The 15,164-nt window shown below is 44.2% G+C and carries 13 protein-coding genes; 6 read left to right on the forward strand and 7 right to left on the reverse strand.

The genetic code is table 11. From position 1 onward, the window contains the following. Positions 1-5: 5 nt before the first annotated feature. The 3 genes from SE27_RS02965 to gacA are packed head-to-tail and all read right to left on the reverse strand — an operon-like array spanning position 6 to position 3,662. Positions 6-1,418: a sigma-54-dependent transcriptional regulator gene (locus SE27_RS02965; protein ID WP_162481314.1), complete on the reverse strand. Its 1,413-nt coding sequence runs from the start codon at positions 1,416-1,418 to the stop codon at positions 6-8. 15 nt (positions 1,419-1,433) lie between these two features. Then, a complete protein-coding gene (locus tag SE27_RS02970) occupies positions 1,434-3,002 on the reverse strand; it encodes a sensor histidine kinase (protein WP_039620728.1) in 1,569 nt (522 codons plus the stop codon). A 24-nt stretch (positions 3,003-3,026) separates the two neighbouring features. Continuing rightward, complete coding sequence (gacA, locus tag SE27_RS02975; RefSeq protein ID WP_039623769.1) at positions 3,027-3,662, reverse strand: response regulator transcription factor GacA; 636 nt, start codon at positions 3,660-3,662, stop codon at positions 3,027-3,029. Positions 3,663-3,882: 220 nt separating this feature from the next. On the opposite strand from gacA, the gene SE27_RS02980 reads away from it, so the two are divergent. Next, on the forward strand, positions 3,883-4,935 hold the full coding sequence (locus SE27_RS02980) for a serine hydrolase family protein (RefSeq protein ID WP_148308913.1): 1,053 nt from the start codon (positions 3,883-3,885) through the stop codon (positions 4,933-4,935). Positions 4,936-5,036: 101 nt separating this feature from the next. On the opposite strand, the gene thrC is transcribed toward SE27_RS02980, so the two are convergent. The 4 genes from thrC to xerD form a co-directional block, all read right to left on the reverse strand. Beyond that, a complete protein-coding gene (gene thrC, locus SE27_RS02985) occupies positions 5,037-6,179 on the reverse strand; it encodes a threonine synthase (protein ID WP_039620729.1) in 1,143 nt (380 codons plus the stop codon). A gap of 57 nt (positions 6,180-6,236) precedes the next feature. Beyond that, complete coding sequence (locus SE27_RS02990) at positions 6,237-7,541, reverse strand: homoserine dehydrogenase (RefSeq protein ID WP_039620731.1); 1,305 nt, start codon at positions 7,539-7,541, stop codon at positions 6,237-6,239. Positions 7,542-7,663: 122 nt separating this feature from the next. Then, positions 7,664-8,479, reverse strand: a complete 816-nt coding sequence (locus SE27_RS02995) for a DsbC family protein (RefSeq protein WP_039620733.1) — start codon at positions 8,477-8,479, stop codon at positions 7,664-7,666. Between the two features lie 108 nt (positions 8,480-8,587). Continuing rightward, positions 8,588-9,505 carry a site-specific tyrosine recombinase XerD gene (gene xerD / locus SE27_RS03000; protein WP_039620735.1) on the reverse strand — a complete coding sequence of 306 codons (918 nt, stop codon included), beginning with the start codon at positions 9,503-9,505 and terminating at the stop codon, positions 8,588-8,590. Positions 9,506-9,677: 172 nt separating this feature from the next. On the opposite strand from xerD, the gene SE27_RS03005 reads away from it, so the two are divergent. From SE27_RS03005 to ftsW, 5 genes are all read left to right on the forward strand, one after another. Beyond that, complete coding sequence (locus SE27_RS03005) at positions 9,678-9,941, forward strand: FeoA family protein (RefSeq protein WP_039623771.1); 264 nt, start codon at positions 9,678-9,680, stop codon at positions 9,939-9,941. Then, positions 9,938-11,794 carry a ferrous iron transporter B gene (gene feoB, locus SE27_RS03010; RefSeq protein WP_039620737.1) on the forward strand — a complete coding sequence of 619 codons (1,857 nt, stop codon included), beginning with the start codon at positions 9,938-9,940 and terminating at the stop codon, positions 11,792-11,794. The genes SE27_RS03005 and feoB overlap by 4 nt, the downstream gene beginning before the upstream one ends. Positions 11,795-11,836: 42 nt before the next feature. After that, complete coding sequence (locus SE27_RS03015) at positions 11,837-12,088, forward strand: DUF6587 family protein (protein ID WP_039620739.1); 252 nt, start codon at positions 11,837-11,839, stop codon at positions 12,086-12,088. 163 nt (positions 12,089-12,251) lie between these two features. Continuing rightward, a complete protein-coding gene (gene murD / locus SE27_RS03020) occupies positions 12,252-13,598 on the forward strand; it encodes a UDP-N-acetylmuramoyl-L-alanine--D-glutamate ligase (protein WP_039620742.1) in 1,347 nt (448 codons plus the stop codon). 21 nt (positions 13,599-13,619) lie between these two features. Then, the gene (gene ftsW, locus SE27_RS03025) at positions 13,620-14,816 is read left to right on the forward strand and encodes a putative lipid II flippase FtsW (RefSeq protein ID WP_039620744.1); all 1,197 of its coding nucleotides are present in this window, start codon (positions 13,620-13,622) and stop codon (positions 14,814-14,816) included. The last annotated feature ends 348 nt before the right edge of the window (positions 14,817-15,164 follow it).

The following is a 15,164-nucleotide window of genomic DNA, read 5'->3' on the forward strand; positions in this document are numbered from 1 at the left end:
CCGCGTTATTCTTCATCGGTATCGAGACCAAATTTCTTTAATCGATAACGCAAAGAGCGAAAAGACATGCCCAGTTTTTTCGCGGCCAGTGTTCTGTTCCAATGGGTTAAATTGAGTGCGTTGAGTAAAATATCTTTTTCAATATTTTCCAAATACAGCTCTAAGCCTTCCTCAGGTAACTTTTTACTTGAGACCAACCCGCCCGCGCTAAGGTTCGGTTGTGCTTGTTGATCGGCGAGCGAGCTGACACTGGCATAACGCAGCGGCGCACTTTGCAGATGCGGCAAATCAATTTTTTCATCATCACTTAAAGTGATGGCACGTTCCATAATATTGCGCAGTTCACGCACATTACCGGGATAATACTGATGCAGCAAAAAGTCCTTGGCGCGCTCGGTCAGCGGTTTAGGCGGCGTTCCCCATTCTTGACTAATTTTGTCAATAAAATGATGCGCCAATAATAAAATATCATCACCGCGTTCACGTAGCGGCGGAATCACCAAATCCATAACGTGAATACGAAAGAACAAATCCTGTCTAAATCGACCTTGTTGCACCAACAATTCTAAATCTTGATGACTGGCACTGATAACGCGAAAGTCGACATCCACTTCAGCATCTGAGCCGACTGGACGAATCCTTTTTTCTTGCACTGCACGCAGCAATTTCACCTGCATACTCAAAGGAAGTTCCGCAATTTCATCTAAAAATAGACTACCGCCATGTGCGGATTGAATCAGACCTTGTTTGTCTTGGGTGGCACCGGTAAAGCTGCCTTTTTTATGCCCGAATAGCTCGCTTTCCATCAGCTCTGTCGGGATAGCGCCACAGTTAATGGCAATAAAAGGGCCATCATTGCGGTTGCTTAAACGGTGCACCAAATTGGCAATCACTTCTTTGCCGGTACCCGATTCACCGGTGATAAACACCGGCGCTTGCGAGCGCGCAATTTTATTTAAGGTAACCCGCAATTGCTGAATGGGTAGCGATTGACCAATCAATAATTTTTGCTCTAAACCATGTGTAGAATAACTGAGGTTTTCAAGCGGTTTATTCAAAGCCTTTTGCAGCAGCTGTTCGAGATGTTTTTGATTAATCGGTTTACTGACAAAATCAAAGGCACCGGCTTTTAATGCCGCCACCGCAATATCCATATTGCCATAGGCGGTTAGTACCGCGACAGGCAAGGCGGAAAAATGTTGATTGATCCATTCCACCAGTTGCAGGCCATTGCCATCCGGTAAATTTAAGTCGGTTAAGCAGGCATCATAACGATGCTCTAATAAGAGTTTTTTCGCTTGTTCAAGACGATAGGCTATATGCGTTTGAATGCCCATCCGTGATAGAGAGATTTGCATCAATGTACATAAATCTTCTTCATCATCGACCAGTAAAACCAGCGGCTGTTGTTCCAAAATTCCACCCCAAAAAAATTAATTTAAAGCCACAGCAGGACACTCTATTTGAAAGCATGCCCCCTGTTTTTGTGCTACATAGCTGAGCTTGGCCTGATTGGCCTCACAGAAACTATGGGATAAATACAATCCTAAACCAGTTCCCGTGATTTCGGTAGTAAAAAACGGTTGGAATAAATAAGTTAAGTCTTTGGCATCGACCCCTGAACCAAAGTCACGCACTTCAATACGCGCATTGGCTTCATGTCTATACAAATTTAATTCAATATGAAAATGTCCCGCGGCATTGTGCCGAATGGCATTGCGAATCAGATTAATCAGAATTTGTCGGAGCTGTGCTTCATCGAAAATAATCGCCATTGGACTGCTTATCGTGCATTGAATTTTTGTTGCAATATCGGCCAAATCTTCTTGGATAAATCGGGGAATAAAGTCATTCAGTAAAATACTGGCAGGATAGGTTTCTTTATTTCGCACCATACTTAAGGTGTCTTGAATGATGCTATCAATACGCTGTGCCTGTTTGCTAATCATTTGGCTGAGCTGCTGTTGTTGCTGTGCAGGGCTATCCGGCAGCAATTCGTTGGCTTGAACAATCGCCGCCAAAGGATTACGAATTTCATGGGCAATACTGGCAGATAGTTGCCCCAAAGCCGCCAGTTTAAGCTGTTGTACCCGTTGGTTGAGCTTACGTGCATCTTGCAGCACCAATAAAGTTAACGATTGACGCGGCACCATGAGTTTTTGTACTTCAATGTGCATATGGTAGTGACTGAACTGTGATTCAAATTGGAATTTTTCACCATCTTTTAATTGTTCAAACTTAATCAGTTCAAATAAATCCGGTTGTGCTTGGCGCAAAGGATATTGGTCATAAGCATACAGCGGTGGGATACCCAGCAACACACACGCCGCCGGATTACTCAGCACAATATTGCAGCTCTCATCTAACACCAAATAGCCGAGCTCAATTTGTTCTAAAATATAACGATTCAGATTTTGTAGACGATCTAATTCTAAGGATTGTGAAAAATTTAAATTCTCTAGCAGTTGAAAGCGTCGCACTGCAACTTGTGCAGTGGCATAGACCACAAAAAATAAAAAGGCCAGTAAAGCACTGTTGCTGATATTATTTAAAGATGAAAAAGCCAGTAAATTACCTAGAAAAAGCTGGTAAATCACGCTGATGACCGCAATCAGGGTAATCAGTAGCGCCTTGTGTGCATCAAGCAACAAGGAGGCAGCAAAAATAATAATCACAAACAATAAACTTAACTGTAGATTGGGTCCATCCACCGCCAAGGTTAATAAACTTAATGCCAGTACATCTACTGCAAATAACCCAATCAATTGCTGTGGAATATTCAGATTAATTTTTTTAAGCACAACCCCTTGAATACAGCTCATGATTACATAGGTAATCAATACATAAAAATAAAGCTGCGGGTATTGGTAATCATGGGTTAAGCGCGGCGCCGTAATTAAGAAAATCATCAACAGGCAGGTTGCAACAATCAATCTGTAGACGCTATACCAGTTGCCTAAATGATACTGATTAAGCTCAGAGTGTGTGCTGTTTGGCTTCATGTGTTTTGTCTACACGCTATAAACTTAAGGTTTGATGAGTCCATAGCGAATGGCCAAATGGGTTAATTTAACATCGCTGTCTAAATTTAATTTTTCAAAGATTCGATAGCGATAGGTGTTTACGGTTTTGACGCTGACAAACAGTTTATCGGCAATCTCTTGTGCGCTGATACAATTGACCACCATCATTGCCACTTGCATTTCTCGTTCAGACAGCGCATCAAAAGGTGACTGCTGGGTATCAGATAAATAAGAGCTGGCCAGTTGCTCTGCAATATCGGCACTAAAATATTTACCGCCTTGCATGACTTTATTGATGGCACGCACCATTTCAGTGACGGGAGCACCTTTGGTGATATAACCTTTGGCACCCGCTTTAAGCAGCAAGGAAGGATAAGGTTCTTCTGCTAAGCCACTGACCGCTAAGACTTTGGTTTCAGGCGCAGTTTGCAATAAACGCCGTGTGGTTTCGACTCCGCCAATGCCGGGCATATTGACATCGAGTAACACCACGTTGGGAGGCTGGCGACGGACCAAACTAATGGCTTCTTCTCCAGATTCAGCTTGACCAATCACTTCAATATCCGCATGGTCTTCAAGCATACGGCAGATTCCGGTACGTACTAATTCATGGTCATCTACCACTAAAACTGTGATCACCGAGTTCTCCCTGAAATAAAAAAAAGCATCTTTTTTGTTACATAAAGCAAAATAAGCTTGCAATGAAACGACAAAATTAGCAATCCTATTCTTCATCTTTAAATGAAATGTTGTATATAAACGTGGACGCTGAAAAAATGTTCACCTTTGTGTATAAATGTAAGGCATATTTAAGGTCATATACAAATGTATTTTACCTTCCGGAGTTGAGTAAATCATCGTGAAAAATTCAAACAAATCTTTAATGCATGTGCTGGGTGTTTCTATCTTGCTGAGCATCAGTTCAAGCAGTTTTGCAGAACTCATCATGAATACTCCGGCAGGTAATGGTCAGGCGGCTTTAAATTGGTCGTCTAACGAAGCGGAGCAATTGTTAAATGGTGATTTTCTTGCTTTAGCGGATGAAGTTTCACCGCAAGGTTCCACTAAAATTACCACTTCTGTACGTAGTGCAAATGGGGTGGTTGCTCAGTCTGCACCCAAAAGCGTACAGATTTTAAATAATTCAAGTTATAGCACGCAACCTTCGGTCAATGCGCGCGCAGCCTTGGTGATGGATTCGCAAACCGGTGAAGTACTGTACAGTAAAAATTCAAATGCTGCTTTGCCAATCGCTTCAATCACCAAATTGATGACCGCCGTGGTGATTGCCGATGCGCGATTGAACATGTCTGAAACCATTACTTTGCAATCGATTGATTTTGCGGGTGCAGGCGGCAAGAACTCCAGTTCAACTTTACGTGCTGGTGACAGCATGAATCGTGCTGAAGCCTTATTAATGGCATTGATGAAGTCTGAAAATCCAGCGGCAGCTGCTTTGGCGCGTACTTATCCCGGTGGACGTGCCGCTTTCATTTCTGCGATGAACAGTAAAGCCAAGTCACTCGGCATGAATTCAGCACATTATGTGGAATCGACCGGACTCGATCCGCATAACGTCGCTTCTGCCCGTGATTTAGGAATTTTGGTCAGCGCAGCGTATCAATATGGTTTGATCCGTCAATTCTCAACCACTGCCAGCCATGACTTTAACTTGGGCTATCGTGTATTGAAATCCAATAACACCAATGCTTTGGTTCGTAATGGCGGTTGGAATATTAATATCTCTAAAACCGGCTATATTAATGAAGCAGGACGCTGTGTGGTCATGCACACCACCTTAAACAACCGTCCGGCAGTGGTGGTGTTGTTAGGTGCAGATACCTCTGCGGCGCGCACCAATGACGCAACACGTTTAATGGGTTGGGTCTCTCAATTGCCAAAACGTATCTAAGTTTTATCCTCTCAATCGGGCGATGAAATATTCATGGCTCGATTAAAAAAGCCCCGTAGCATCAAGATACGGGGCTTTTTTATGGCTAAGAATAAAAATTATTAGTCCATATTGGCCAAGATGGAAGATTTCACTTCACTCATGGTGGCATCAATGGTCAGCATCACGGCATCTGAACATTGTTTGATGGCGCTATCTGGATCTTTTAAGCCATTACCGGTCACGGTGCAGACAATGACTGAACCTTCCGCAATTTTACCGGCTTTAATGTCACGGATGGCACCGCCCAACGAGGCAGCAGAAGCAGGTTCTACAAACACACCTTCGTACATCGACAAGAGACGCTGTGCTTCTAAGATTTCAGTATCGGTCAATTCATCAAACCAACCGTTAGAATCACGTACCACTGCTTTGGCATGATGCCAGCTTTGTGGATTACCAATACGAATTGCTGTGGCGACTGTTTCAGGCAGCTCAACGGGTGCGCCGCGTAAAAACGGTGCAGCACCTGAAGCTTGATAACCGAGCATCACTGGCAAACCTTCAGGTTTAGGGCCGGTAAATTGATCGGTTGCTGCATCGTAAATCACTTGTTCAAACTGAGCCACCGGCTGATTAGCAATTGCTTCGGTATAGCCCATCCAGTGTGCAGTGATGTTGCCTGCATTACCCACGGGTAGGCAATGATAATCCGGTGCACGGCCCAAAGCCTCTACAATTTCATAAGCAATGGTTTTTTGACCTTGCAAACGATATGGATTGATCGAGTTCACAATGGTCACTGGGGCTTGATCGGCAATTTCTTTGACCAAACGCATACCATCATCAAAGTTACCGCGAATTTGCATGGTGATTGCACCATACATCATGGTTTGTGCCATTTTACCCATGGCAATTTTGCCTTCGGGAATCAGCACAAACGCTTTGATGCCTGCACGTGCTGCATACGCGGCAGCAGCAGCAGAGGTATTGCCGGTGGAAGCACAAATAATTGCTTTAGAACCTTCTTCTACCGCTTTGGTCACAGCCATGGTCATGCCACGGTCTTTAAATGAACCTGTCGGGTTTAAGCCTTCATACTTCACATAAATTTCAACATCTTTACCAATAATACGTGGAATATTCTCAAGTTTAATCAGAGGCGTGTTGCCCTCACCTAAAGAGATTGCACGCGTGGTTGCAGATACTGGTAAACGGTCACGATAACGGTCAACTAAACCAGTATAACGATTGGCATTAGACATGATGATGTTCCAAATGTGGGTAGAGCTTGGCAAGGGGAAAGCATCCCCTCAACCCGATTAATTATCCAGCGATTCTAAACGAATTCGTATAATTTCGCCATGAATGAAGGGTAATGCTTGAATTTGTTGTAACGCCGCATCCATTTTCGCTTCAACCACCGGATCGGTCATAATCACGATCGGTATCAGATCTTTTAAGCGCGGTTGTTGCATGATGGCATCAATACTAATCCCTGCACGGCTTAAAATGGTGGTGACATCAGCCAACACGCCCATCTGATCTTCAGCGTTAATGCGAATGTAATAGCCGGTGGTCATCTCTTCACGGCTTAAAATGGTTAAGTCGCTTAAAGCTTCAAAGGCCAGTTGTGGAATGGTGCCTGCACCATCTTCGGTATAGGCAATATCACGCACAATATCGACAATATCGGCCACTACTGCAGATGCGGTTGGGCCTTCGCCTGCGCCTGCGCCATAATATAAGGTCGGGCCAACCGGATTGGCCTGTACCAAGACTGCATTTTTAACCCCGTTCACATTGGCCAGTAATTCTTCTGCCGGAATTAAGGTCGGATGAACACGCAGCTCAATCCCTTTGGCTGCACGACGGGCAATGCCTAAATGCTTGATCCGGAAACCCAGTTCTTCTGCATACTTCACATCTTGTGCCGTAATTTTACTGATGCCTTCCGTAAAGACTTTATCGAACTGTAAAGGAATACCAAAGGCAATGGAGGCCAAGAGGGTTAATTTATGCGCAGCATCAATGCCTTCTACGTCAAAGGTGGGATCTGCTTCGGCATAGCCCAACTCTTGCGCTTCTTTGAGTACATCTTCAAAAGTACGGCCTTTTTCACGCATCTCGGTGAGAATAAAGTTACCTGTACCATTGATAATGCCGGCCAGCCAATCAATTTTATTGGCCGCTAAACCTTCACGAAGAACTTTAATAATCGGAATGCCACCGGCAACCGCAGCTTCATAGGCAATTTGAACTTTATTCTCATCCGCCGCTTTAAATAAGGCGGTACCGTGTTCTGCCAGCAAGGCTTTATTGGCCGTGACAATATGTTTGCCATGTTTCATGGCTTCCATAATAATTTCATAGGCAGGATGAATCCCACCCATAACTTCAACCACCACATCCACATCTGGCTGACGTACAATTTCCAGTAAGTCGGCACTTTGTTGAATGCTGTCTGCAAGGTCTAAGTCGGGACGCGAACGACGCGTACCGACGTAGGTAATTTCAATTTCTCGCCCTGTGCGACGTTTAATTTCAGCAGCGTTTTCTTTTAATAGTTTAAGGGCACCACCACCCACAGTCCCAAGACCGAGGATTGCCAGACGAACTGGTTTCACGTCACACTCCAATATCTAATCAATTTTAAGCGAAGCTAGATCATAGCTAAAAAAGACAGCAGACTCTAGGAAGAAATGCGTTTATCTTCAGCTATAAAAATTAGTAAATTAACGAATAAAAATTAGTTATTTAAACGCTCTGCCAATTCTTGTGCTGAGAGATAACCGCCCAAATAGACGCCATTTACATCGTAAATTGCCGGTGTACCATTCACGCCCATATTTAGACCCAATTGATATTGCGCTCGAACTGGATTTTTACAGTTGGCCGTAGGGAGCGTCGCACCGGTAATGGCTTGAGCAAAAGCGGCTTGGCGATCTGCACTACACCAAATGCTTTCCATGGTTGGCATAAATTGTTCACCGCGTGGCCAAGCGATATAACGCACTTCAATGCCTTTGGCATTAATTTCGCTCATCTGTTCATGCAATTTGTGACAATACGGACAGCTTGAGTCGGTAAAGACATACACCACATGCTGAGTTTTGCCTTTGGCCGGATAGACCAATAGATCTTCAGTTTTTAACTGCGCCAAAAGTTTTTTATTGCTGGCCGCTTGAAGGTTTTCACTGACATTGTGTACTTTAGTGTCACCCAAACGCAGCACATCACCTTGGATAATATATTGACCATCTGCGGTTGCATATACCGATGACATGCCTTCTAAATTTACCCAATATAAGTTAGGCACTTCAGTCGGTTTGATTTCCAATACTTTGGCATTGATATTGGCTTTTTTAAAATGCTGTTGTAGCGTTTTAATCAGACGCTGTTGGGCATTGCGTTCTGAGAGATTCGACGCTTCGCCAGTTGCTGGTGTGCTGGCGGTTAAAGTGCTCTGCTTTTGTTCATCATTATTTGAATTAGAACAAGCAGTCACAGCCAAGCTGCTGGCCAAAGCACAAGCCATAAAAATATTTGAGCGGGTAAATAGCATAAATAACCCTTTCTTTGAATGATCAATAAAAATTGATGGTTAGCATAGCAAAAAATTCGTCGCGCTCGTTAACACTTCTTGAGCGTAGATGAAAAATCCAGCGCATCTTTAAGCACGCGGATGATGTGCGGCATGCAGTTGTTGCATCCGAATTTGTGCCACGTGGGTATAAATTTGTGTGGTGGATAGATCACTGTGTCCCAACAACATTTGTACCACACGTAAATCGGCACCGTGATTGAGCAGATGGGTGGCAAAGGCGTGACGTAACGTATGCGGTGATAGTTCCGCTTGTACATCGGCCAGTAGCGCATAGCGTTTAATGGCATACCAAAAATTTTGCCGACTCATAATGCCGCCGTGTTGGGTTAAGAACACATAGTCGGTGGCAGATTTATATAAACTTGGTCGCGATTCTTGTAAATATTTTTCAATCCATTCGCATGCCACTTGGCCCAACGGCACCAAACGTTCTTTATTGCCTTTACCCACAATGCGTAAGTAGCCTTGTTTTAAATTTATCAACTCCAAGCGTAAATTGAGTAATTCCGTGACGCGCAGTCCGCAGGCATACAACACCTCTAGCATGGCACGATCACGTAAACCCAGTACAGTGTCGGTATTTGGGGCATCAATTAATGCTTCAACTTCTTGCTCAGAGATGTCTTTGGGCAAGGCACGGCCAATTTTAGGCGTCTTATGGGTGGCCACCGGATTGTCAAAACGTAATTTTTGTTCACGTAAAAATTTATAAAAAGAACGCAGTGCCGACAATGCACGTGCAATCGAGCGTGGACTTTTGCCTTGTTTGGTTAATGTTAACAAAACGTCCGCGACATCATCACTTGACCAATCCAGCATTAAACGGGCACTACATTCACTACATTGAATTAAATCAGATAGATAAGCATTGCGCGTATGCGGACTGACAGTGTCTGCAATTAAATAATCTCGAAAGCCATGTAAAAAACTTAAATGAGCAGGAATTGCCACAGGAGCCGGAATACGCGGTTTTTTATTGAGCATATCAGTTCTACATTGAAGGAAAAATCCAAGTTTTTCTTGGTGTTGTTTAATTTAAAACAATTCTTTGGTTCTGTCGATGTGGCAGCGCAAGATGAGAATTGGAATCAAACCTTACTTGGTAATTATTCTCATTTGTTTGTATACTGGTGAAAATATTTTAGGATTAGATGCAGTGCGTTTATCTGATTTAAAAGTGAAACAAACCGCCATTATTTGTAAAGTGAATCGCGCTATAACTAATGACAGTACTCAAAATGATATGGTTGCCAGTCGCTTAGAGACCTTGGGATTTGTAAGCGGCACTAAAGTACAGGTGATTACCAAAGGTATCTTTGGCGGTGATCCTATTTTGATTCAAGTTGGATTTACTCGATTCGCACTGCGTAAAGTTGAAGCTGAAAAAATTGAAATTAATCTTGAGGGAGCCCCTGCATGAGTGATGCGCTGCGTATTGCCCTCGTAGGTAACCCCAATTGCGGTAAAACATCTTTATTTAATCATTTAACCGGCACACGGCAAAAAGTGGCCAACTATGCCGGTGTCACCGTCGAGCGTAAAGTCGGGCAGTTTAATTTACCTTCGGGGCAATCGGTTCGGGTTTTGGATTTACCCGGCACCTATAGTTTAGATGCCACCAGTCCCGATGAAGCCATTACCCGTGATGTGGTACAAGGCAAGATTGCTGAAGAGGCCGCACAAGACGCCTTTTTATGTGTGGTCGATGCCACCAACCTTAAACTGCATTTGGGTTTGGTGCTGGAAATGATTGCGCTTGGTCGGCCAATTTTGGTTGTGCTGAACATGATGGATGAAGCGCGCCGCCGTGGTATGCAAATCAATACGCAAAAACTGGCGCAGCGCTTAGGCGTGCCCGTGGTTGAAACCGTGGCAGTGCGTCAATCCGGTATCGCCAACTTGATGAATGCGCTGGAGCAAGGCAAATACGCTGTACCCCAAACCGAGCTCAGCGGATTAAGCGGCAGTCAGCATCATAAAATTGAAACCATTTTACAGGATGTGGTGCATTCAGTAGATCAAGAAGATAAACGCTCAGATTTTCTCGATAAAATATTTTTACATCCGGTCTTTGGCCTGTTAAGTCTGACCATAATGATGTTTGTGGTCTTTCAAGCGGTATTTGCTTGGGCTGCGCCGTTTATGGATGGGATTGAGACGTTTTTTGCTTGGTTTGGTGAGATTGTGCGCGGCTATATTTCTCATCCACTGCTCAACAGTTTGGTGGTGGATGGCATTATTTCCGGTGCGGGCAGTGTGGTGGTGTTCTTACCGCAAATTCTGATTCTATTCTTCTTTATTTTGGTCTTAGAAGAATCAGGTTATTTACCGCGTGCCGCATTTTTGCTGGATAAGCTGATGTTTAAAGCCGGTTTAAGTGGCCGCGCCTTTATTCCGTTATTGTCCAGTTTTGCTTGTGCCATTCCGGGCATTATGGCCACGCGCAGTATCAGTGATCCACGAGATCGTTTGACCACCATTTTTGTGGCACCGCTGATGACCTGTTCGGCGCGCTTACCGGTGTATGCCTTATTGATCGCGGCCTTTATTCCAGAACAGATGATTTGGGGTGTGTTTAATCTACAAGGCTTGGTGTTGTTTGCCTTATATATGGCCGGCATTGTCAGTGCGCTAATCGTCTCGTTTGTTTTAAAATTCTTTCAAAAAGACAAATCACAACATATGTTGCTGATGGAATTGCCCAGCTATCGACTGCCAGATATTAAAAGTATTTGGATTGGTTTACTCGATCGCGCCAAGATTTTCTTAAAACGCGTCGGTGGCATTATCTTTGCCCTGTCAATTCTGCTGTGGTTTTTGTGTACTTTTCCGCAGCCGCCAATCGGCGCAACTTTACCTGCAATTGATTATTCACTGGCCGGTATGTTGGGTCATGTGTTGCAACCGATCTTTGCACCATTGGGTTTTAACTGGCAAATCTGTATTGCGTTAATTCCGGCCATGGCGGCACGTGAAGTGGTGGTGGCAGCACTGGGTACTGTGTATGCCTTATCTGCGGTTGGAGATGATGCCATCGCACAAGGACTGTCTTCAATCATCAGTAGTGATGGCCCTTTGGGTTGGTCAGTAGCCACCGGTTTGTCATTGTTGGTGTGGTTTATTTATGCACCGCATTGTTTGGCCACCTTAGCCACAGTCAAACGTGAAACCGGCTCATGGAAAACCGTCAGTGTGATGACCGCTTATTTATTTGGTTTGGCCTACGCGATGTCTTTTTTAACCTATCAAGTGGCATCGCATTACTTGGCCTAATCCAAGGGCTTACGCCAAAAATACTGTCTACAGGAGATGAAGATGATTGAAGTGATTATTATTGCAGCCTTGGTGATGTGGAGTGCGCTGGTGGTCTTTAAAAAAGTCTTCCCGCGTAGTGCAAACAGCGTCTTTTTACAGTTATCCACGCTCTGTCATCAGCAGGGTTGGTTGACACTGGCCAAATGGTTCACCCCAAAAGCGGTAGCCGGTTGTGGTGGCGGTTGTAGTTGTCCGGCCAGTGAAGATCAAGCGCAGAAAACTGCACCACTACAAGCGGTAAAATGGAAGTAAGCGTTTAATTTAAGTGCGCAATCAAAAAACCGTCATCGTTATGACGGTTTTTTTACGCGCTGACACAAAAAAAGAGTCATAAAGTCAAAACAGAAAAAGCATTCAAAAGAGCAAAGTGCTAACATTTTGGCAGTTTGAAAACATCGCAAAATATGGGGTAAACATGTTAATTCAACGTGGTGGATTAAAAGTCGTTGCAGGACTCGGTATTTCTGGAGTTGCAGCGGTGAATTTCTTACATAAACAAGGCTACCGTGTTGCCGTGACCGATTCCCGTTTGATTCCGCCTGGACATGATCAAATCCCTGACGATGTTGAAACCCGTTTTGGTCAATTCGATCAAGCACTGTTATTACAAGCAGAAGAAATTATCATTAGCCCTGGACTCGATCCACAATTGGCAGAAATTCAAGCTGCTGTGGCACAGGGTATTCCGGTGGTCAGTGAAATTCAAATTTTACGACGCTTTACCGATAAACCGATTATGGCCATTACCGGCTCTAACGCCAAAAGTACCGTCACCACTTTAATTGGTTTGATGGTACAAGCGGCAGGCGTAAAGGTTGCCGTTGGCGGTAATTTGGGGCGCCCTGCTTTGGAGTTAACTCAAGATGACCCAGAGTTATATATCTTAGAGTTATCCAGTTTTCAATTGCAAACCACCTCAAATTTAGCGGCCGACGTGGCTGTGGTGCTGAATATTAGTGAAGATCATTTAGATCGACACGGCGATATGTTTGCTTATCACACCGCTAAACATCGAATTTTTCAAGGCGTGAAAAAAGTGGTCTATAACCGTGACGATTCATTGACCCGTCCGTTGGTACCCGATGTCACCCCGATGCAAAGTTTTGGCCTCAATGCACCGGATATGAATCAATATGGGGTTTTAAAAGACACCGATGGCACCTTATGGTTGGCACGCGGTCGTGAGCGTTTGCTTAAAAGTAGCGATATGTATATGCAAGGCACGCATAATGTTGCCAATGCCTTGGCGTGTCTGGCTTTAGGTGAGGCCATCGGCTTGCCGCTTAGTTCAATGTTAGAGACCTTAAAAACGTTTAAAGGACTAGAGCATCGCTGTGAGTTTGTGAAAGAGCAACACGGAGTGCGGTATTACAATGACTCCAAAGGCACCAATATTGGGGCCACTTTGGCCGCGCTTGAAGGTTTAGGTGCCGCTATTGAACCTCAGCAGGGCAAAGTAGCGATTATTCTAGGCGGGCAAGGTAAGGGTCAGGATTTTAGCGCTTTACAGAATGCCTTAAGCAAATATGCCAAAGTGGCCATCTTAATTGGTGAAGATCAGGCGCTGATTGAACAGGCGATTAAAGACACTACCACACTGATTCATGCGGACTCTTTACAACAGGCTGTTGAGTTGTGCCAGCAGCACACCCAAGCACATGATGTGGTGCTGTTGTCGCCGGCATGTGCCAGTTTTGATATGTTTAAAAGTTATACTGACCGTGGCCACCAATTTGTAAAATGTGTGAACACACTTGCCTAAAAGAATGATAAGGAACGTTGTATGGCTGGGTTAGCTCAGACGACCATAAATAAAATGAGTCAGGTGTATCAACGCTTGGAAACTAAAATTCCAGCCGAAATTACCCCACGAAATGTATTGCTGTTTTGTGTGATTGCTTTGCTGTGTATCGGCTCAGTTATGGTGGCATCGGCCTCGATGCCCTATGCGGATCGATTACACGAAAATGCTTTTCACTATGTGCTTCGACATGGCATTTCCATTGTCGTGGCATTGGTGGCCGCCACGTTGGTGTATAAAGTTTCACTCAATGTTTGGTTCAATAACACCTTTCCACTGTGGATTATGACCATCTTATTGCTGGTGGTGGTGTTACTGGTCGGGAGTGAGGTCAATGGTTCAACGCGCTGGATTCGTATAGCCGGATTTACCCTACAGGCATCGGAAGTGGCCAAGGTGATGATGGCGATCTTCACCGCCGACTATGTGGTACGACGATCAGCCGAGGTGCGTAATAATCTCTCCGGTCTGTTCCGCTTGGGCGGCGTCATGGTTATTACCGTTGGGCTAATTTTGGCTGAGCCAGACTTAGGTGCCACCGCAGTAATCGTGTTGATGATTTTGGGCGTATTCTTTTTGGCCGGTGCACCCCCAATTCAGTTTATTGGTTTTATGCTGGCGATTATTCTGGGCTTAGGCGCAGCAATTATCTTCGAGCCTTATCGCTTAAAACGTGCTTTATCCTTTACCGATCCTTGGGCGGATCCTTTAGGAACCGGATATCAATTGTCGAATGCCTTGATGGCCTTTGGACGCGGTGAATGGACTGGCGTAGGTTTAGGGCATAGTATTCAAAAAATGGCCTATTTACCGGAAGCGCACACCGACTTTATGTTGGCGATTTTAGGTGAAGAGTTTGGTTTCTTTGGCATCAGCATGGTGTTGTTACTGTCATTCACCATGCTGCTGTGCTGTATTAAAATTGGTCATCGTGCCTTACAGCATCAGTATTTACGTGCGGGTTATTTGGCTTATGGCATCAGTATTATTTTCTTGCTGCAAATTTTGGTGAATGCAGGCATGAATATGGGAATGTTGCCGACCAAAGGCTTAACCTTGCCGTTTATCAGTTATGGCGGTTCATCTTTAATTATGTGTGCAGTGATGATTAGTCTCATTTTGAAAATTGATGCTACTACGCAAAAAACCAATCCAAGTAAAGAAGAATCAAGTTTTTAACGTAATTCTTTCTGATGGATACGGCTTAAGTCTGTGTTCAAAGGCGGCTTTATATCGAGAGAGAATCATCCTAAGCCACTTCTCTTTTTTAACCAAAAGGGGGGAGTGGGTTAGATTAAAATACCCAGCAATATCGAGGTTGCTCTTGGCGTGAATACACACGTGGCCTTGTGCATAGAAGCTTCAGAAATAGCTTTATTACGAGTGCCTTAGTTTTCAGCAAATACCTAAAAACTGCATTCAATGATTTCTCATCTCAAACTGAATGTTTAGTAACCTGAGTTCGACGAAATATTTTAGCTTTTTAGCAAGTTTTGGAAAGTTGGCTTATTTGGATTTAAGCAATAA

This window comes from Acinetobacter harbinensis, from assembly GCF_000816495.1.
In the GTDB taxonomy this organism is placed as follows: Bacteria; Pseudomonadota; Gammaproteobacteria; order Pseudomonadales; family Moraxellaceae; genus Acinetobacter; species Acinetobacter harbinensis.

Bases quoted from the DNA above. Each gene is read 5' to 3' on its own strand.
- ftsW (WP_039620744.1), top strand. From the start codon at position 13,620: ATGGCTGGGTTAGCTCAGACGACCATAAATAAAATGAGTCAGGTGTAT.
- SE27_RS03015 (WP_039620739.1), top strand. From the start codon at position 11,837: ATGATTGAAGTGATTATTATTGCAGCCTTGGTGATGTGGAGTGCGCTG.
- murD (WP_039620742.1), top strand. From the start codon at position 12,252: ATGTTAATTCAACGTGGTGGATTAAAAGTCGTTGCAGGACTCGGTATT.
- SE27_RS02995 (WP_039620733.1), bottom strand. From the start codon at position 8,479: ATGCTATTTACCCGCTCAAATATTTTTATGGCTTGTGCTTTGGCCAGC.
- xerD (WP_039620735.1), bottom strand. From the start codon at position 9,505: ATGCTCAATAAAAAACCGCGTATTCCGGCTCCTGTGGCAATTCCTGCT.
- feoB (WP_039620737.1), top strand. From the start codon at position 9,938: ATGAGTGATGCGCTGCGTATTGCCCTCGTAGGTAACCCCAATTGCGGT.
- thrC (WP_039620729.1), bottom strand. From the start codon at position 6,179: ATGTCTAATGCCAATCGTTATACTGGTTTAGTTGACCGTTATCGTGAC.
- SE27_RS02970 (WP_039620728.1), bottom strand. From the start codon at position 3,002: ATGAAGCCAAACAGCACACACTCTGAGCTTAATCAGTATCATTTAGGC.